This is a genomic window from Shewanella aegiceratis (assembly GCF_019457495.1).
GTDB lineage: Bacteria > Pseudomonadota > Gammaproteobacteria > Enterobacterales > Shewanellaceae > Shewanella > Shewanella loihica.
The window spans coordinates 4,362,824-4,382,449 of the sequence record NZ_CP080416.1 but is presented as its reverse complement, the minus strand read 5'-3'; the positions used below and the strand labels follow the sequence as shown (position 1 = coordinate 4,382,449).

At 51.6% G+C, this 19,626-nt stretch carries 12 protein-coding genes, 1 tRNA gene and 3 rRNA genes; 8 read left to right on the top strand and 8 right to left on the bottom strand.

Annotated elements, in window-relative coordinates:
• Positions 1-7 precede the first annotated feature (7 nt).
• Positions 8-280 carry a DUF1488 family protein gene (locus K0H80_RS19085; protein WP_220072628.1) on the top strand — a complete coding sequence of 91 codons (273 nt, stop codon included), beginning with the start codon at positions 8-10 and terminating at the stop codon, positions 278-280.
• A gap of 136 nt (positions 281-416) precedes the next feature.
• Here K0H80_RS19085 and K0H80_RS19080 read toward each other — a convergent pair whose 3' ends face one another.
• Positions 417-974, bottom strand: a complete 558-nt coding sequence (locus tag K0H80_RS19080) for a gamma carbonic anhydrase family protein (protein WP_220072627.1) — start codon at positions 972-974, stop codon at positions 417-419.
• A 522-nt stretch (positions 975-1,496) separates the two neighbouring features.
• On the opposite strand from K0H80_RS19080, the gene K0H80_RS19075 reads away from it, so the two are divergent.
• From K0H80_RS19075 to K0H80_RS19055, 5 genes are all read left to right on the top strand, one after another.
• Positions 1,497-3,039: ribosomal RNA gene (locus tag K0H80_RS19075) — 16S ribosomal RNA — on the top strand.
• Between the two features lie 251 nt (positions 3,040-3,290).
• Positions 3,291-6,183: ribosomal RNA gene (locus K0H80_RS19070) — 23S ribosomal RNA — on the top strand.
• A 231-nt stretch (positions 6,184-6,414) separates the two neighbouring features.
• A 5S ribosomal RNA gene (gene rrf / locus K0H80_RS19065) occupies positions 6,415-6,530 on the top strand.
• The 16S, 23S and 5S rRNA genes sit together here with 1 tRNA gene alongside, the layout of an rRNA operon.
• A gap of 36 nt (positions 6,531-6,566) precedes the next feature.
• Positions 6,567-6,643: transfer RNA gene (locus K0H80_RS19060), tRNA-Asp, on the top strand.
• A gap of 522 nt (positions 6,644-7,165) precedes the next feature.
• The gene (locus tag K0H80_RS19055) at positions 7,166-9,664 is read left to right on the top strand and encodes a putative bifunctional diguanylate cyclase/phosphodiesterase (RefSeq protein ID WP_434086629.1); all 2,499 of its coding nucleotides are present in this window, start codon (positions 7,166-7,168) and stop codon (positions 9,662-9,664) included.
• On the opposite strand, the gene K0H80_RS19050 is transcribed toward K0H80_RS19055, so the two are convergent.
• Both K0H80_RS19050 and K0H80_RS19045 read right to left on the bottom strand, forming a co-directional pair.
• Entirely contained in the window at positions 9,653-10,642 is a 990-nt protein-coding gene (locus K0H80_RS19050; protein ID WP_258406139.1) for an alpha/beta fold hydrolase, read from the bottom strand. The two genes, K0H80_RS19055 and K0H80_RS19050, sit on opposite strands and share 12 nt — an antisense overlap.
• A 106-nt stretch (positions 10,643-10,748) precedes the next feature.
• Positions 10,749-12,533 carry a DUF885 domain-containing protein gene (locus K0H80_RS19045; RefSeq protein ID WP_220072625.1) on the bottom strand — a complete coding sequence of 595 codons (1,785 nt, stop codon included), beginning with the start codon at positions 12,531-12,533 and terminating at the stop codon, positions 10,749-10,751.
• Positions 12,534-12,767: 234 nt separating this feature from the next.
• On the opposite strand from K0H80_RS19045, the gene add reads away from it, so the two are divergent.
• Positions 12,768-13,763: an adenosine deaminase gene (add, locus tag K0H80_RS19040; protein ID WP_220072624.1), complete on the top strand. Its 996-nt coding sequence runs from the start codon at positions 12,768-12,770 to the stop codon at positions 13,761-13,763.
• 56 nt (positions 13,764-13,819) lie between these two features.
• Here add and hemN read toward each other — a convergent pair whose 3' ends face one another.
• The 5 genes from hemN to K0H80_RS19015 all read right to left on the bottom strand — a co-directional run bounded on the left by hemN (position 13,820) and on the right by K0H80_RS19015 (position 18,574).
• Positions 13,820-15,196 carry an oxygen-independent coproporphyrinogen III oxidase gene (gene hemN / locus K0H80_RS19035; RefSeq protein WP_083764367.1) on the bottom strand — a complete coding sequence of 459 codons (1,377 nt, stop codon included), beginning with the start codon at positions 15,194-15,196 and terminating at the stop codon, positions 13,820-13,822.
• Positions 15,197-15,368: 172 nt separating this feature from the next.
• Positions 15,369-15,836: a DUF2489 domain-containing protein gene (locus K0H80_RS19030; protein ID WP_220072623.1), complete on the bottom strand. Its 468-nt coding sequence runs from the start codon at positions 15,834-15,836 to the stop codon at positions 15,369-15,371.
• 93 nt (positions 15,837-15,929) lie between these two features.
• Positions 15,930-16,463: a Der GTPase-activating protein YihI gene (gene yihI / locus K0H80_RS19025; RefSeq protein WP_220072622.1), complete on the bottom strand. Its 534-nt coding sequence runs from the start codon at positions 16,461-16,463 to the stop codon at positions 15,930-15,932.
• A gap of 47 nt (positions 16,464-16,510) precedes the next feature.
• Positions 16,511-17,179, bottom strand: coding sequence for a methyltransferase domain-containing protein (locus tag K0H80_RS19020; protein WP_220072621.1), 669 nt, complete (start codon positions 17,177-17,179; stop codon positions 16,511-16,513).
• A gap of 774 nt (positions 17,180-17,953) precedes the next feature.
• Positions 17,954-18,574, bottom strand: coding sequence for a c-type cytochrome (locus K0H80_RS19015; protein WP_011867510.1), 621 nt, complete (start codon positions 18,572-18,574; stop codon positions 17,954-17,956).
• Positions 18,575-18,742: 168 nt separating this feature from the next.
• Between K0H80_RS19015 and yihA the strand changes: the two genes are divergently transcribed.
• Positions 18,743-19,399 (top strand): ribosome biogenesis GTP-binding protein YihA/YsxC, encoded by a 657-nt coding sequence (gene yihA / locus K0H80_RS19010; RefSeq protein WP_011867509.1) that lies wholly within the window; start codon positions 18,743-18,745, stop codon positions 19,397-19,399.
• Positions 19,400-19,626 lie beyond the last annotated feature (227 nt).

Sequence of the window (19,626 nt, the reverse complement as noted above, 5' to 3'; positions counted from 1 at the left end):
ATGGGCCATGAACCAAAGCATCATATTTACCGAGCAACTGACCTGGGATGCCCAGCTAAGCGCCATTCATTTTACGGCGCAGCAGCAAGGAATGGTGATCGATTGCTACATAGGGCAGAAGGTGCTGGAGCATCTTGCGGCAGAGAAGATTAACAACAGCGAACAGGCGCTTTCCTTGTTTGAGCAGTTTCGCTTCGATATCGAGGAGCAGGCAGAAAAGTTGATCGAGCAGGAGGCGTTCGACGTTCAGGGGCATATCCAGGTAGAGCGTATCGATTAATTTGCGCTGCTATCTTTCGCCACTGACTACTTCTAGTCGTCATAAAGGCGCCGAGATATCGACGCCTTCTAAATCTAGGCCTTTTAAGGTTTAGCTAGTTTAGGCCTAGCTAGGCGCCCAGTTAGCCGATAAAAGCCTAGGTTGGCAAATCCTGTAACGCTTCTTCAATGTATTCGTTCTTCAGGCGGACATAGTTGTCGGCCGACTCGGGGAGGAATTTTATTTCAGCCTCGGTCAGCGCTCTCACCTTCTTAGCAGGGCTGCCTACATAAAGGTGGCCACTCTCCAGTGTCTTGCCGGGGGGCACCAAAGAACCCGCACCTAATATCACGTCATCTTCTATCACCGCGCCGTCCAGTATGATGGCGCCCATGCCGATAAGGATACGGTTACCCACTTGGCAGCCATGCAACATCGCCTTATGGCCTATGGTGACATCGTCGCCGATAATCAGTGGATGACCCTCGGGGCGGCTGGCCGACTTACGGGTCACATGTAATATGGTGCCATCCTGCACGTTTGAACGTTTACCAATGCGGATATGATTCACATCGCCTCGCGCCGCCACCATGGGCCAGACGCTGGCATCTGTGTCTAATGCAATATCGCCGACGAGTACACAGGCTTCATCAATATACACACTGGCATCAAATTGTGGGCTAACGCCCTTATAGGCACGGATAGATTTTGTCATGGCTAGGTCCTTAAAACGGCCAAATGAGTGAGGGTCACCCAGTATAATGGGGAAAAAGTAGCTAGTCAGGCGAAAAAGCGTGCAAACAATGCAAAAGTAGCACTTTTCTTTAAAAAAGCCCTTGCGTAAAAGTTTCTGCTCCCTATAATGCGCTCCCACTGACACGGCAAACGGCGCTGCTTAGCGACGGTAACAGCCTTCAGATGGTTCGAGTGAAAAGTTGAAAAACTTCTTAAAAATCACTTGACGCCAACATCGGGAAGTGTAGAATACGCATCCCTAAGCCAACGGCCCGGCGCCAGCGGCGGCATCGAAAACAATGATGCAATGCTCTTTAACAAGATAAAACAAGAAATCTGTGTGGACACTCACAGGTATTGAGTTAATCGAAAACGATTTAAATCTCAATGCAACGATGAGAGTCCATAGCAATATGTACAAACATGTAGATGATTCTTCCGAGTCATTTATGTGAATCAGAATTCATTGAGTCGTTTGGCGCAAGCCAAACACAAAAACTTTTAATTGAAGAGTTTGATCATGGCTCAGATTGAACGCTGGCGGCAGGCCTAACACATGCAAGTCGAGCGGTAACAGAAAGTAGCTTGCTACTTTGCTGACGAGCGGCGGACGGGTGAGTAATGCCTAGGGAACTGCCCAGTCGAGGGGGATAACAGTTGGAAACGACTGCTAATACCGCATACGCCCTACGGGGGAAAAGAGGGGATCTTCGGACCTTCTGCGATTGGATGTACCTAGGTGGGATTAGCTAGTAGGTGAGGTAATGGCTCACCTAGGCGACGATCCCTAGCTGTTCTGAGAGGATGATCAGCCACACTGGGACTGAGACACGGCCCAGACTCCTACGGGAGGCAGCAGTGGGGAATATTGCACAATGGGCGCAAGCCTGATGCAGCCATGCCGCGTGTGTGAAGAAGGCCTTCGGGTTGTAAAGCACTTTCAGCGAGGAGGAAAGGTTAACGGTTAATACCCGTTAGCTGTGACGTTACTCGCAGAAGAAGCACCGGCTAACTTCGTGCCAGCAGCCGCGGTAATACGAGGGGTGCAAGCGTTAATCGGAATTACTGGGCGTAAAGCGTACGCAGGCGGTTGATTAAGCGAGATGTGAAAGCCCCGGGCTTAACCTGGGAACTGCATTTCGAACTGGTCAACTAGAGTCTTGTAGAGGGGGGTAGAATTTCAGGTGTAGCGGTGAAATGCGTAGAGATCTGAAGGAATACCGGTGGCGAAGGCGGCCCCCTGGACAAAGACTGACGCTCAGGTACGAAAGCGTGGGGAGCAAACAGGATTAGATACCCTGGTAGTCCACGCCGTAAACGATGTCTACTCGGAATTTGGTGTCTTGAACACTGGGTTCTCAAGCTAACGCATTAAGTAGACCGCCTGGGGAGTACGGCCGCAAGGTTAAAACTCAAATGAATTGACGGGGGCCCGCACAAGCGGTGGAGCATGTGGTTTAATTCGATGCAACGCGAAGAACCTTACCTACTCTTGACATCCAGAGAACTTTCCAGAGATGGATTGGTGCCTTCGGGAACTCTGAGACAGGTGCTGCATGGCTGTCGTCAGCTCGTGTTGTGAAATGTTGGGTTAAGTCCCGCAACGAGCGCAACCCTTATCCTTACTTGCCAGCGGGTAATGCCGGGAACTTTAGGGAGACTGCCGGTGATAAACCGGAGGAAGGTGGGGACGACGTCAAGTCATCATGGCCCTTACGAGTAGGGCTACACACGTGCTACAATGGTCGGTACAGAGGGTTGCGAAGCCGCGAGGTGGAGCTAATCTCACAAAGCCGGTCGTAGTCCGGATTGGAGTCTGCAACTCGACTCCATGAAGTCGGAATCGCTAGTAATCGTGGATCAGAATGCCACGGTGAATACGTTCCCGGGCCTTGTACACACCGCCCGTCACACCATGGGAGTGGGCTGCACCAGAAGTAGATAGCTTAACCTTCGGGAGGGCGTTTACCACGGTGTGGTTCATGACTGGGGTGAAGTCGTAACAAGGTAGCCCTAGGGGAACCTGGGGCTGGATCACCTCCTTACCTATACGATTGATTGATATTTGTTGAGTGTTCACACAGATAACTTGTTCTTGTTAGAGCGAGTGGCACGTCCGAGCGACGATGCTTGTTCTTTAAAAATTTGGAAAGCTGATAGTAATAATCGAAAGATTATTGCGAAAAATAATTGAGTTCTCAAAACACACTTTAATCAAGTGACTTGAGTATTCTTTTGGCGAAAGTAGAAACCGTTAGTTGCGATGCGACTCAGATGAAACTCATTTGGGTTGTATGGTTAAGTGACTAAGCGTATACGGTGGATGCCTTGGCAGTCAGAGGCGATGAAGGACGTAGTAACTTGCGAAAAGCGTTGGCGAGCTAGTAACAAGCATTTGAGCTAACGATGTCCGAATGGGGAAACCCGGCACCATAAGGTGTCATCACTAAGTGAATACATAGCTTAGTGAGGCGAACGAGGGGAACTGAAACATCTAAGTACCCTTAGGAAAAGAAATCAACCGAGATTCCCCTAGTAGCGGCGAGCGAACGGGGATTAGCCCTTAAGCCTAGAGGGTGTTAGTGGAATGTGTTGGAAAGCACAGCGATACAGGGTGATAGCCCCGTACATGAAAACTAACTTTAGGTGAAAACGAGTAGGACGGGACACGTGATATCTTGTTCGAATATGGGGGGACCATCCTCCAAGGCTAAATACTCCTGACTGACCGATAGTGAACCAGTACCGTGAGGGAAAGGCGAAAAGAACCCCTGTGAGGGGAGTGAAATAGAACCTGAAACCGTATACGTACAAGCAGTGGGAGCGGTTCTTGAGACCGTGACTGCGTACCTTTTGTATAATGGGTCAGCGACTTACATTTTGTAGCGAGGTTAAGCGAATAGCGGAGCCGTAGGGAAACCGAGTGTTAACTGCGCGTTTAGTTGCAAGGTGTAGACCCGAAACCCGGTGATCTAGCCATGGGCAGGTTGAAGGTTGAGTAACATCAACTGGAGGACCGAACACACGTATGTTGAAAAATGCGGTGATGACTTGTGGCTGGGGGTGAAAGGCCAATCAAACCGGGAGATATCTGGTTCTCCTCGAAAGCTATTTAGGTAGCGCCTCGAGCGAATACCATTGGGGGTAGAGCACTGTTAAGGCTAGGGGGTCATCCCGACTTACCAACCCTTTGCAAACTCCGAATACCAATGAGTACTACTCGGGAGACACACGGCGGGTGCTAACGTCCGTCGTGAAAAGGGAAACAACCCAGACCATCAGCTAAGGTCCCAAAGTTATTGCTAAGTGGGAAACGATGTGGGAAGGCTTAGACAGCTAGGATGTTGGCTTAGAAGCAGCCATCATTTAAAGAAAGCGTAATAGCTCACTAGTCGAGTCGGCCTGCGCGGAAGATATAACGGGGCTAAGCAATACACCGAAGCTATGGGTACTAGCGCTTGCGCTGGTGCGGTAGAGGAGCGTTCTGTAAGCCGTTGAAGGTGAAGGGGTAACCCACGCTGGAGGTATCAGAAGTGCGAATGCTGACATGAGTAACGATAAAGGGGGTGAAAAACCTCCTCGCCGAAAGACCAAGGGTTCCTGTCCAACGTTAATCGGGGCAGGGTGAGTCGACCCCTAAGGCGAGGCCGAAAGGCGTAGTCGATGGGAAACGGGTTAATATTCCCGTACTTCTGCTAACTGCGATGGAGAGACGGAGAAGGCTAGGCTAGCGCGGCGTTGGTTGTCCGCGTTTAAGGCTGTAGGTAGGGTGCTTAGGCAAATCCGGGCACCTAATACTGAGAGTTGATGACGAGTCACTACGGTGATGAAGTAGTTGATGCCATGCTTCCAGGAAAATCTTCTAAGCTTCAGGTTAGCAGGAATCGTACCCCAAACCGACACAGGTGGTCGGGTAGAGAATACCAAGGCGCTTGAGAGAACTCGGCTGAAGGAACTAGGCAAAATGGTACCGTAACTTCGGGAGAAGGTACGCTCCTGTTGGTGATGAGACTTGCTCTCTAAGCTGACGGGAGTCGCAGATACCAGGTGGCTGCAACTGTTTATCAAAAACACAGCACTGTGCAAAATCGCAAGATGACGTATACGGTGTGACGCCTGCCCGGTGCCGGAAGGTTAATTGATTGGGTTATCTTCGGAGAAGCTCATGATCGAAGCCCCGGTAAACGGCGGCCGTAACTATAACGGTCCTAAGGTAGCGAAATTCCTTGTCGGGTAAGTTCCGACCTGCACGAATGGCGTAATGATGGCCACGCTGTCTCCAGCCGAGACTCAGTGAAGTTGAAATTGCGGTGAAGATGCCGTATACCCGCGGCTAGACGGAAAGACCCCGTGAACCTTTACTATAGCTTGGCACTGAACATTGACCCTACATGTGTAGGATAGGTGGGAGACTTTGAAGCGGGAACGCCAGTTCTCGTGGAGTCATCCTTGAAATACCACCCTTGTAGTGTTGATGTTCTAACTCTGGCCCCTGAATCGGGGTTGAGGACAGTGCCTGGTGGGTAGTTTGACTGGGGCGGTCTCCTCCCAAAGAGTAACGGAGGAGCACGAAGGTTGGCTAAGTACGGTCGGACATCGTACGGTTAGTGCAATGGCATAAGCCAGCTTAACTGCGAGACATACACGTCGAGCAGGTGCGAAAGCAGGTCATAGTGATCCGGTGGTTCTGAATGGAAGGGCCATCGCTCAACGGATAAAAGGTACTCCGGGGATAACAGGCTGATACCGCCCAAGAGTTCATATCGACGGCGGTGTTTGGCACCTCGATGTCGGCTCATCACATCCTGGGGCTGAAGTCGGTCCCAAGGGTATGGCTGTTCGCCATTTAAAGTGGTACGCGAGCTGGGTTCAGAACGTCGTGAGACAGTTCGGTCCCTATCTGCCGTGGGCGTTGGATGATTGAAGGGAGCTGCTCCTAGTACGAGAGGACCGGAGTGGACGAACCGCTGGTGTTCGGGTTGTCATGCCAATGGCATTGCCCGGTAGCTACGTTCGGAATCGATAACCGCTGAAAGCATCTAAGCGGGAAGCGAGCCCTAAGATGAGTCATCCCTAGACCTTTAAGGTCTCTAAAGAGCCGTCCGAGACTAGGACGTTGATAGGCAGGGTGTGTAAGCGTTGTGAGGCGTTGAGCTAACCTGTACTAATGACTCGTGAGGCTTAACCATACAACCCAAAAGGGTTTCGTATAATGGTTTTACGTAATCAAAAGAATACAAAGTACTTGATTGAAGTGCGAACTCAAGCAGCTTTCTAAATTTACTATTTTGGTTAATTACGCAGGTAATTGTTTGGCTGACAAAGCCGTAACGAAGCGAAGCGCGGAGTGTACTAGAGTACATGAGCACTGCAGCGAGGAAACAATGCCGTGAGACGAAGAATTAACCAGTAAGAATTTGTCTGGAAACCATAGCATTGTGGCCCCACCTGATCCCATCCCGAACTCAGAAGTGAAACGCAATCGCGCCGATGGTAGTGTGGGGTCTCCCCATGTGAGAGTAGGTCATTTCCAGGCGCCTAATTTAGTATCCCGCGAAAGCGTGTTACTAAAGGAGCGGTAGTTCAGTTGGTTAGAATACCGGCCTGTCACGCCGGGGGTCGCGGGTTCGAGTCCCGTCCGCTCCGCCAACATTAAGACGAAAGCCTCTGCAGCAATGCAGAGGCTTTTTTCGTTTCTGCCTTTTCAAAATGCTCATGCACTAAGCCCTAAAAAAATAGTATCTCATCGCTATCTGCATTTCTCACTTGTGATGGTGGCCGAGAACGCTGGTCCACCGCTGCCATCTGCCTTTTGTGGTGTGTATTGATATTTGAGTTCGTCGAAGTTAATGTGCCGGAATGCCGGTCCATCGGTCCCGTCTTCCCCAGCTCGTTTCACTTCGCGCGCATGAGCGCATCGCTTTGCGATATGCGCCCACCAACATTAAGACGAAAGCCTCTGCATGCTCTTGTACATAAGAGTGCAGAGGCTTTTTTCGTTTCTGGCTTTCACTAGCTTAAGTCGTCCTAGCTTATCTCTATATGCTTATAGCTAAATGCGATAATGTTTAGTCACTAAGTAACTTAAATGTGGCATAATCGGCACAAACACACGCAATTAATCCTGTATTGATAAGATGTGTTACGTCTGACGACCCTTTTTTAGGTGCAGTGGCTTTGCTGAAATTTTTCTCACGTCCCTCGCTCATTCTCTTCGCACCTCTGGTGTGTGTCTTGCTGTTCGCGTTTTTTATTACCAGTAGCTACTTCGTCGAGCGCCAGCAGCGTCGAGATTATGTGTCGGCCTCCCAGGTAGAGCACCTGTCTCAGGGGTTGATGCGAATGAATCACCTGGTGGCGATGGCGGCTAAGGCGCAAGACTTCACGCGGGTGGAAGAGGAACTGGCCCTGCTCGGCAGCGATATTCGTCTCTCCGTCTATACGCTTATCGATCGCAGGGGCAACATACGCTTTGCCAATCATGGGGTATGGCGCGACAGCTCGGCGCAGTTGGTGATCGATGGTTACGAGAGCCAGGCCCACGACGACAGCGTAGCCGAGGGCAGATCTCGCATCTACTTCAATGACAAGCGTCAGTCGATCCAGGCCTATTATCCTATCACACCACAGCTCTCTTCCCTGTCGGTCGAACGTCCCGAACTCATTTATCTCGAATATGATATGGCGCCCATGCTGGCCGCTAGCGATGAAGCCGTTCTAGTAGGCCTGATGCGAACCGGTGCGATTGCCTTGGCGACCACCTTGGTCTTGCTAGGCCTATTTTACTATTTCGTGTTGTCGCCGATTCGCTACCTGAGTTGCCAGGCGGCGGCCCTGGGCCAGCGTGAAACCGATTCCAGGCAAAAGCCGATCGAATCTCCCTTCATTGAATTGCATAGCCTGGAGCAGAATCTTAGGCGCTTTAAGGATAGGTTCCAGCAGGGGGCGAAACAGCTTAAGGATAGCGAGCAGAGATGGCTGTTTGCCGTAGAGGTCTCACGTTATGGTATCTGGGACTGGAACCTGGAGGACAATAGCGTATTTCTCTCCGACCGCTGGAAGGATATGTTGGGCTACGGGCCTGAAGACTTAGTGCCCGAGCTGGCAACCTGGGAGAGCCGGCTGCACCCCGAGGACAAAGAGGGGATACTCAAAAACCTTAACGCTTACCTCAATGGGGACACTGAGGAGTTTGAGAGCGTGCATCGACTGCGTCATCAGCAGGGGCATTACATCTGGGTTCTCGACAGGGGGATGACGGTCGAGTGGAACGAGAAGGGTAAACCGCTACGCATGATCGGCACGCTGTCCGATGTGACAGAGGATATTCGTAACCAGAAGGCGGCGATGCATCAGGCCAAGCACGACCCGCTCACGGATCTCGCCAATCGCCGCGCCTTGATGGACGCCCTGTATCAGCAGCAGGATGAGTCGGGAAGCTGCGCGGCCTTGTTTATGTTGGACCTGGACAACTTTAAGGTGGTCAACGATGCCCTTGGGCATCATGGTGGCGACAGGCTGTTGATCCAGATCGCCGCCAGGTTATCCAGTTACTTCTCTTCTAACTCGTTGATCGCCCGTGTGGCCGCTGATGAGTTCGTGGTTCTGGTGAAGAAGCTGCCGGAGGATCTTCTCGGTGCCCAGCGTCGAGCTCAGGCCCTGGCGAGTCAGATGCGTCAGCTGATCGCCCGCAGCTTCCATATCAGTGGCCATACCTTTAATCTCTCCGCCAGTGTGGGGATCGCCATCATCGATCCAAGCGAGGCGATCCCGCCGGAGCAACAATTAAAACGGGTCAATATGGCGCTGGCTCAGGCGAAGGAGAGTGGACGCGATGCCTGTGTGGTCTATAGCAGCGAGATGGATAAGCGTGCCGCACAAAATCTGATGATCCGCACAGAGCTTGTTCACGCCGTCGCACGTCATCAGTTGTCTCTCTTCTATCAGCCGCTGCTAAACGCCAAGGGCGAGATTGCCTCGGTCGAGGCCTTGCTGCGCTGGCACCATCCACAGCATGGGGCTATTTCGCCGGCCGACTTTATCCCTGTGGCCGAGGGTAGCGCCCTGATTGTCGAACTGGGTGAGTGGGTGTTGCTGGAGGCTTGCCGTTTCATTCGTGGGTTACAGGAACAAGGTATTCGCCCACCTATGGTCTCGATCAATGTCAGCGCGCGTCAGTTCCACCAGGATGAGTTTGCACCTAAGCTACTGGCCATGCTAAAGGATCAAGGGATCAGCCCTGCCCATATCGAACTCGAGCTTACCGAGCATGTGTTATTGACTGACCTGCAGCAGGTGCGCCAAACCATGACGCAATTGAGAGAGGCAGGGGTCAGCATCGCCGTGGATGATTTCGGCACGGGTTATAGCTCGCTGAGTTATCTGCAGGAGCTACCGTTGAATCGCCTCAAGCTAGATGCCAGCTTTATCAGAGACATGGGTAATGGCGAGGCCTCTGCCTCTATCGTCAAGGCCATGATCGATATGTCCCACAGCCTGAATCTCGAGTTTGTCGCCGAGGGCGTCGAGATTCAGTCACAGTTTGAGCAGCTCAAGGCCTATCGCTGTGACCTATACCAAGGTTATCTGTTCCACCGTCCTATGCCGGGCGAAGAGTTGGCTCGCCTGCTGGTAAGGCTTGGAGATAGGCCGCTATTATCAAGCGTGTAGGCTGAAAAAGTCTGCCAGTTGTCCCAGCGCCTGGTTTCGGGCGCTATCCCTTTCGATGAAGATCTCATGACGGGCATGGGCGACCTTAAACAGGTGGCAATGCTCTCCCTTGGCTGCATCTTGCGCGCGATTGTCGACGATGGAGTCTTCCTCTGCCTGTAAGATCAAGATAGGTGTCTGAGTACGTTTGGCGGCTTCTACTGCTTGCTCGCAGGCATCGAGGGACTCGGTTAGCCAACGGTTGGTGGGGGAGCCCAGCTGCAGCTGCGGGTAGGTCTCATACAGCCGACGATAGTCTTGATAGCGCTTAGCGCTATGGGTAAGCTCGTTCTGCTCGAAAGGGACGGGCTGATAGTTCTTGCCCCCTAAGACGTAGTTGGGCTTGCTGCTGGAGCCATTGTCCAGGTGTCCGGCCAACCAACGCACGAAGGGCTTAGGCATAGGCAGGCAGATGCCATACATGGGCGCCGATAACACGGCTGCATCAAACACATTTGGTGCCTGCTGTAGATACAGGGTGGCTATGGTGCCGCCCATTGAGTGCCCTACCAGAAACAGCCTGTCATGTTGCTTGGGGATGACTAGGGTATCGACGAAGAGGCCAAGGTCATCCACATAGTCGGAAAATTTCGCTACATGTCCCTGGTGCGGATTGTCGGTTAGCCTGTCTGAAAGCCCCTGTCCTCTGTGATCCAGGGCGTAGACGCTATATCCCAGCTGATAGAGATCGAAGATCAGCTCTTGATACTTAAGGTAGGCCTCGACACGACCGCTGCTGATCACTATCGCCTGATTCGACTCGGGGTGAGCGGCCACGCAGTAGGCCAACTTGAGTCCGTCGCCTGTCGTCAGATAGCCCTGCTCGACGCCCTGCCAGAAAGCATCTAGCTGCTGACGATTGTCAGTCAGTTCGCTGGAAAAAACCGGCAGTGAGGTGGCGATAGTGTCAGTGCTTGTAGAGACTGTGGCTGTGGACATGGGCTATTTGAATTAGGGACAAGATGCCTGAGTGTAACACGATATCTTATGGCGATTAATGGCTTGAGGGGGCTAACTGCCTCAAGCCATTAATACGCTGGAGGGGTTAGCGAGCGGCCTGAGTGGCGATGAAGTCATCTATCTGCTGTTCCAGCAGCGCCATAGGCACAGATCCATTGGCCAAGACGGCGTCATGGAAGGCGCGGATATCGAATTTTTCACCCAGCGCCTGTTCGGCCTTGGCGCGTAAACGCTTGATGGTGAGTTCACCTATCTTGTAGGACAGCGCCTGTCCCGGCCAGGAGATATATCTGTCTATCTCAGTAGTGACATTGTGTAGCGACAGCGCCGTATTGCCGGCCATGTAGTCGATGGCCTGCTGACGTGTCCAACCCTTGGCGTGCATGCCGGTGTCGACCACCAGGCGGGCGGCGCGCCACATCTCGTAGGTCAGACGGCCGAAGTTGCTGTAGGGGTCTTGGTAGAAACCGCCTTCCAGTCCGAGATACTCAGAGTAGAGTCCCCAGCCCTCGCCAAACGCTGAGATATAGCTGTAACGACGGAAGTTAGGCAGGGAGGTCAGCTCCTTGTTGAGGGAGATCTGCAGGTGATGACCCGGCACGGCTTCGTGCAGGGTCAGGGCTTCTAATTCATACAGGGGACGTTTGTCCAAGGCATAGGTGTTGACCCAGTAATAGCCGGGCTGATCATCACCACTGGCGCCAGAATAACGCCCTGTGGTGTATTTGGGGGCGATCTCGGCGGGCACCTCCTGAATGCCATAAGGCGTGCGCGGCAGCTTGCCGAAGAACTTCGGCAGCATGGCATCGGCCTTCTTGGCGATAAAGGCGGCCTCTTTCAACAGCTGCTCCGGGGTCTTGGCGTAGAACTGAGGATCGGTGCGCAGGAAGTGGAGGAAATCGGCGAAACTGCCCTGATAGCCGAGCTTATCTATTATCGCCTGCATCTCGGTGCGAATGCGCTTAACCTCTTTTAGCCCGAGTTGGTGCACCTCGTCTGCGGTCATGGGCAGCGTAGTGTAGTAGCGTACGCGATTCTCATAGAAGGCTTCACCGTCGGGAAGATCGTAGGCGGCGATACTTTGGCGTGCACCAGGGATATATTCCTGGGTCATGAAGTCATAGAAGGCCTGATAGCTGGGCAGTACGTTCTGCTCAATCAAGGCCTTGCCCTTCGCCGTCAACTCGGCTTTCTGGGCCTGGGTAAAGTGTTTGGGAAAGTGGGTGAAGGGCTTGAAATAACCGCTCTGCTCAACCGGCACTATGAAGGCGCTAATGCTCTCTTCGAAGCCGTTTAAGACCACCTTTGCCGGGGTGATGCCTTGGGCCAGACCCTGTTTCAGCCAATAGGTCTGCTGCGAAAAATAGCGGGGCAGGGCCTCGAGCTTGCTGAAGTAATTGCGGTAATCGGCCTCGCTGTTGAAGTTGCCCTTGGCGATGGAGGCGATATAGGCGTGAAAGCCGCTCTCTGCGGTGATCGGCAGATAATGGTCGTGGAAACGGTACTGATCGACACTGTTTTGTAACTGATAGATGAGTATCTGACCGTCGATGCGATCGGCCTTATCGAGCGATGCCAAATCCAAGGCCTTGAGGCGTACCAACAGGGCATGCTCGGCCTGGTTATGGTTTGCCAGCGCCTCGGGTGAGAGGTCGTCCAGTTTACCCGCCGCCTTCTCGTCTCCCTGTGCGTAGGCCATTTCTGGGCTAGACTCTAATCTAAGTTGCCAGGCATCGTCTATGATGCGCTGTAACTGCTGATGGCTCTGGCTGACACGGGTTTGCGGCGCCGTGGCGACATCCGCCGTTGGGGCCATTTGGCAGGCCGTGAGGCTGAGTAAGAGTAGGCAAGGGGCTAAGGGTTTATACATGGGTGGTCCTGTTGTCATTATTATGGGCCCAGGAATGGGTTTCACGATTATGCAATATTCAATTTGGCGGGTCACCCACGGCGCTAGATAAATTGTGAGCAGGTATTGCAGCAGAGTTAAGTCGAAAGCTGAACATAAGTCATGCATATCGTTAAAAAATGCATGTTATAGTTGCAACAACTTCAGACCAGACAAAAAACAATATTGGCTGAGGGGTTCAAATAGGGGTTAAATATGATTGATACATCCATTCCGTTGGTGGATCTGCATCGTCATCTTGATGGTAACGTCAGGGTGGAAACGATTTGGGACCTGGGCCACCAACACAATATTGCTTTACCTGCCGATAGCTTGGAAGGTTTGGCGCCTTTCGTTCAAATTCAGGGGAAAGAATCGAGTCTGGTGGCTTTCCTAAAGAAGCTCGACTGGATGGTTGCCGTCCTGGCGGATCTCGATGCGGTTAAACGTGTGGCCTATGAGAACGTCGCCGATGCGGCGATCTCTGGTCTGGATTACGCCGAGTTGAGATTCAGTCCTTACTATATGGCGATGAACCACAAGTTGCCGATAGAAGGCGTCGTCGAAGCCGTTATCGACGGGGTTAAGGCTGGCCTTAAGGACCATCAGGTGAAGATTAACCTGATCGGCATCATGTCTCGCTCTTTCGGTCAGGATGCCTGTATGCAGGAGTTAGACGCTCTGCTTGCCCATAAGCAGCACCTGGTGGCGATGGATCTGGCGGGGGATGAGCTAGGCTTCCCGGGCACCCTGTTTAACGATCACTTCAAGAAGGTGCGTGACGCAGGGTTAGCTATCACGGCTCACGCCGGTGAGGCTGCTGGCGCCGAGAGCATGTGGCAGGCAATCCAGGAGCTGGGCGCGACCCGCATCGGCCATGGGGTCAATGCGATCCACGATCCTAAGTTGATGGAGTATCTTGCCGCCAACAGGATAGGCATAGAGTCCTGCCCAACCAGTAATCTGCACACTTCGACTGTGACCAGCTATCAGGAGCATCCGCTGCGTACCTTCATGGAGGCGGGCGTGTTGATCGGTCTCAACACAGACGATCCGGGCGTGAGTGCCATCGACATTAAGCACGAGTATCGCACCGTGAAGCAGGAGATGGGCTTTAGCGACGCCGAGCTGGCACAGCTGCAACGCAACGGCGTGGAGATGGCCTTTATCTCTGACAGCGAGCGTAAGGCGCTCTATGCCGCCAAAGCCTAAGAAAGCATAAACAAAAAAGCCGATGAATCATCATCGGCTTTTTTCATGTTTGGGGTTTAGATAACCCGAGAGAACTGTTGCTGACGAGCCTTATCGCGGAAGTAGACGTCGAAACAGATACAGATGTTGCGGATCAACAGACGACCGGTTTCGCCAACTGTGATCTTTCTGTCTTTGACTTCGACCAGCTTATCATCGATAAAGGTTTGAAGTAGCTTGAGATCTTCGGCGAAGTACTCTTCAAACTTAATGCCTAATCGCTCATCCATCTTGGCCATATCCAGATCGAAGTGGCAGATCAGCTGCTTGATCACGGCGCGGCGGATCTCGTCGTCACGATTAAGCTTGCAGCCTTTCCACAGGGCGTGGCCCTTCTCATCCACCGACTCATAGTAAGGGCGGATATCTTTCTGGTTCTGGGCGTAGCAATCGCCGATCTGGCTGATGGAGGAGACCCCAAGACCCAGAAGATCACACTCTTCCTGGGTGGTGTAACCCTGGAAGTTACGGTGCAGGCGACCTTCGTTCTGCAGGATGGCAAGCTCATCATCCGGCTTGGCGAAGTGGTCCATGCCTATGTATTGGTAGCCAGCACCCGTCAGCGTCTCGATAGTCTGGTGTAGCATCTCCAGCTTCTGCTGTGGTGTCGGCAGATGCTCGTCCTTAATCTTACGCTGGGCCGCGAAACGTGCCGGTAGGTGAGCGTAGTTAAACACAGAGAGTCTGTCGGGAGACAGATCCAGTACGCGCTGCATAGTCTCTGCAAAGCTTTCTGGTGTCTGGTGTGGCAGGCCGTAGATCAGGTCGATGTTGGTCGACACGAAGCCCATGGCTTTCGCCTTGGCGATCAGGTCGAAGATAAACTGCTCGTCCTGTTCACGGTTAACGGCAATCTGCACCTCTTTGTTGAAGTCCTGTACACCGACCGAGATTCGGTTGAAGCCTGCTTCTTTGAGGGTGTCTAGCATAGAGAGTTCGATCTCGCGTGGATCGACTTCGATAGAGTATTCACCTTCTTCGGCAATATTAAAGTGCTCTCTGAGCAGCGCCGACAGCCTGAGGATCTGCTCTGGGCTGAGGAAGGTTGGCGTACCGCCACCCCAGTGGATCTGGGTGACCTGATAATGCTTAAACAGCGGTGCGCGTTTGACGATCTCTGCTGCCAGGTATTCGATATATTGGTCGGCCTTGTGCTGGTGACGGGTGATCACCTTGTTGCAGCCGCAGTAGTAGCAGAGCTTGGCGCAGAAAGGAATGTGTAGATACAGCGACAGTTTATTGCTCTTACTGTTGGCAATAGAGGTGAGCAGGTCTTCTTCGGTGAAGGAGGCGTCAAATTCTAGTGCGGTCGGGTAAGAGGTATAACGAGGACCGCTGTAATTATATTTTTCGATCATTGACTGATCCCAACTAATTTGGGTGGGCTGCTTCAAGGCGTGTCCTCCGAGGGTGGTAAATTAGCAACTAGCGAAGTATGCAATGTTATTGAGTGAATAACATTGATCCAGGTTGCAAATTAGCACTGCAATTTATGTTAGCTGTCGAATATCCTTGTTTTCGGCTTAAATGTCTTGGTCTTAAGCCGTTTTTGTGCACCGACTCACGTCAGTGGCTGAGGTGGGCATAGGCTTTGGCCAGCAGGGATACCTCGGCCATGATCTCGGCTTCCAGCGCCGATTCTGACTTCATTCTCTCTAAGTCTAGCTTCATGCGCTGCTGCTTGGCCAACGCCTTGCGCTGCTCCATGATAGGGTGGGACTCGATGATCTCATAATGCTTAAAGATCGCCGGGTACTGGTGTTTCACTTGATCTGTGTGGCCAAGAATATTGAACAGCTTACCGATACGCATTACGCCTTCTGACAGTTCGCAGCGCTCTTCGAGCATGGCGGCGGCGATATAGTGAATGTTGCCGAGCAGTTCCAGCTCCTTGGCGTCAGCCGCGGCTTGTTGGGCCTCGCGTTGTGCTTTTTGTTGTGCGGTTTGCTGTTTCAGCTTGAGTAACAGGTTGGCGGCATAGGCGGCCAGGCCTAAGATGATGATGGCGCCTAGGATAAGGAGTGTCGTAGTCATAATGCAATCCGAGGTGTTGGTTAGCTAGGTGTTAATCACAGAGGCGAGATAGAGAAATGGCATCGAATCGATGCCATTTGGGTTAGCCTGAGGCTAGTCTTTATCTTGATAATCTTTGAGCAGATCGGCGCCAGATTCAAACTTATCCAGCAGATCGTCGTCTGAGCCGACCGTGGTCTTCATCACATGCTCGAGGTCATCCTCTTCTGTGATGCCCAGGCGATCCATCAGGCGCTCGATCTCTGTTAGTTGCTTCTCTAACCAGGCCTGATCCGCATCGTTGAGATCACGACCCTCTTCGAGCATGTCGAGCAGCTTGTTGAGTCTAGGATCTTCCTCAAGCTTCAGCAGTTTCTGCTCGTCGCTCATCTTAGGTGCCTTGGGCTGCTTGGCCACAGGCGCCTTAGTCGGAAGCTCAAGTGCGACAGGCTTCTTGCTGCCGTGGCGAGGATCTTTGGCCTGTGCCGTGCCCGATGGCTTCTGTTGGATCTGCTTTTCGTTATGACGGCTGCCCGCTTTATTGCCCGACTTCTGCTTCTTGCCCGTGACGACACGGTCTTCTTTCTTGGTTCTAGGCGGACGCTTTGGCGCATTCTCATTGATCTTGCGCGATTTCTTACGGGTCATAACGTTAATCTCAACTACAAAAAATCGTGAACCTACCTAACCCTGAGTTAGATAAGTGAACTTGGGTCGCGTGTTATACCAGATCCTGTTGGTTTTTGCACCAAAATGAGATCTTTCGAGGCGAATAATAGCCTAAACTCGGCCTGGCTTGCCAAATATTGGAAGGTGGCTTGCTGATAAAAGCTGACATGGGTCAGATTGTTCTTGTGGTGCCATTTGGGAAAGCCCTGAAGCTCGGTGAGCAGCTGGGTGCTGATCGCCATCCAGCCGCCGGGTTTAAGCAGGGAACAAAGCAGCTGCCACTCCTTTCCAGGAAAGCGAAAGTGCTCGAAGACCCGATAACAACAGATGAAGTCGTATTCGAGTCTTAGGAGGGTATGATCCGGGGCGAAGTGTGGATCATACTGGTTGAGCTGATGGCCTCGCGCCTTGATGGCGTCTATCGCCTGTGGGTTTAGCAGTCGGCCGAAGTTGAGTCCAAGCAGTTGGCCCTGAACCTGCTGTTCACACTGAGTGATCAGGCTCGACAGGAATTGTTGCAGCGGCTTGTCTTTACTATTGGCCGAGCGGTAGCGTTTTACCTCGGCGCTGGGTGGCAAATGAGAGCTGGCATCGGCAAACAGCAGCATGCAGCGCTTACAGCGATAGATGCAGCGTTTTCTATCTTGATAGAAGGGGGCGGTCTCTTCGCTGGTGCACAGGGGGCATCTTCGCATAGCTAGGGCATGGCTCTTAAAGGCTGGGTTAATTGCTGCTACCCGGTTTAATTTACTGTAGGCCAAGCGGAAACAGAAGCGTAATTTTTGCCGGATATAAAAAAAGGCGACAGTATCACTGTCGCCTTCCAAAAAGTACCAAAGGTACTCAATTCTGATTCCAAGTTTCCTTACTTGCTATGCGACTCTCCCAGTCGGATTCCATCTTATTTTTTAATCTGCTTTCCATGCATAGTTATTTTCGTTTTCGGTCTTCCAGACGCTTTTTTTCTTTCCCTGTCGCCTTCCTGACCACAGCTTCCGTAGATGGTCTTCATTGACACATCACAATCCATATCGTCATCTTTGACGCCTAATAAACCATCCCTGTTCGGTTTACATTAAGTTCAGCAGTAAGCAGTTCAACTGTTTTCTGAACCGTAAGGAAAATGCTAATTAGCGCATTGGCCTTCCTAACCAATATCCTTACCAAGTTATTACGACCCGACTTCAGATGCGAAGTACTTCTCTTATTATTTTTAGTGAGTGGTCAAAAAATTATTATTATTTTTGCTTAACTTTATTCTTATATCTTAAATGTAATCACATACCGAAATCTGTTCATTGTTATTAGGTAGATTTTATACAAACAGTTGGGTTTACCTCGGTACGGGCACAATTAAAACGAAATCTGTGATCTATGTCAAGCATCAATTTTCAACAGTTTACGTAAACGTAAACTTAAGGCGATTAAAAAGGGTGGTATAAACCACCCTCTCGTTATCCAGCGATTAATTACTTAATGCTTGAAATATATTTAGATAGTGCTTCGATATCTTCGCTGGTCAGCTTCTTGGCAACGTCTTGCATCATGCCGTTTAGGTCGTTGTTACGACTTGTATCGTGAAACTTATTCAGCTGGATCTTGATGTAGTTAGCGTGTTGGCCCGCGATAGCTGGGAAGCCTGCAGCCTCAGAACCTTTACCGCTAGGACCGTGACAGGCGATACATGCAGTCACACCGCGTACGGCGTCACCACCCTTGTATAGTTGCTCACCCAGTTCAGGCACGTCTTTGACTTCGCTCATCGCAAGTTTTTGCGAAGAGAAGTAAGCCGCCAAATCTTCGATATCCTGATCCGACAATGCTGCCGCCATCGGGCTCATCATAGGATCGTTACGGCCTTCTTTACCGCCTGTGTGGGCAGCTTGACGCAGCTCGGTAAGCTGCTTCTTCAGGTAAGTTTCTTGTTGACCCGCAATCTTGGGGTACATGTCGATCATACTGTTACCATCAACACCGTGACAGGCAGAACAAATGATTGCTTTAGTTTTTCCCGCTTCAGCATCACCTGCTGCTAGAGCCGGAGTTGATAGAGTGGCTAACATCGATAGCGCAATAGCGAACTTTTTCATGGCGTTCCAACTTTTAGTTAAATTTTTTGTCCTGAGCTTACGAGAGTGACCTGCAAGCGTGATAAAATATGATTTATGTGATCGGGGTAATATTTTACACGAAATTGTGCAAATGTAAGCAAGTCTTCGATATTTAAACTGAAGAAATAACAAATTTTGGGGTGGGTAGTGACTGATTCTCGTATCGATTTTCGACAGGCCAAGTTTTTGATCAGTGCGCCGGATATTGCGCATCTGGATGAGCACTTGCCCGGTGATGTAGGCGTCGAAATCGCCTTTGCCGGCCGCTCTAATGCCGGAAAGTCGAGCGCATTAAACCAATTAACCGAGCAGAAGAACCTGGCAAGAACCAGTAAGACACCTGGGCGTACCCAGTTGATCAACGTCTTTGCGCTCGATGAGCACAGACGCCTGGTGGATTTGCCTGGCTATGGTTTCGCTCAGGTACCACTGGCCATGAAGAAAAAATGGCAGCAGGCGCTGGGACAATATCTGCAGGAACGCGCCTGTTTGAGTGGCCTGGTCGTACTGATGGACATTCGTCATCCCCTCAAGGATCTCGACATGCAGATGATCGAGTGGGCGGTTGATTGCGACATTCCCGTGCTGGCCTTGCTGACCAAGTGTGACAAGTTGGCACAGAGTGCTCGAATGAAGACGGTTAACGATGTGCGTAAGGCCTTGGCGGATTTTGGCGACGGCGTGAAGGTGGAGCCATTCTCTTCCCTGAAGGGAACCGGCAAGCCTAAGGTACTGGGGATTCTTAACGAATGGTGTCATCCAGACTGGCTGGTGGAGGCCTTGGCCGACGCCGAGCAAGAGTAGTAGAGTAATTTTTTTATGATGAAGAGCGCCTCCAGATTGGGGGCGTTTTTTTATGCCTGGTTTTTAGTGGCTAAGACGCTTAGCTGCAGAGGCTATTAGTGGGTAACTCTTTGAGTGGCTAAGTAACGGCGGGTAAAAAAAATGCCGACGGCTACACCATCGGCAAAAAATACATTAGCTCTTTTGGGGAGAAGCTAAATTTCAACAAGACTCAAGTTCTATCGGTC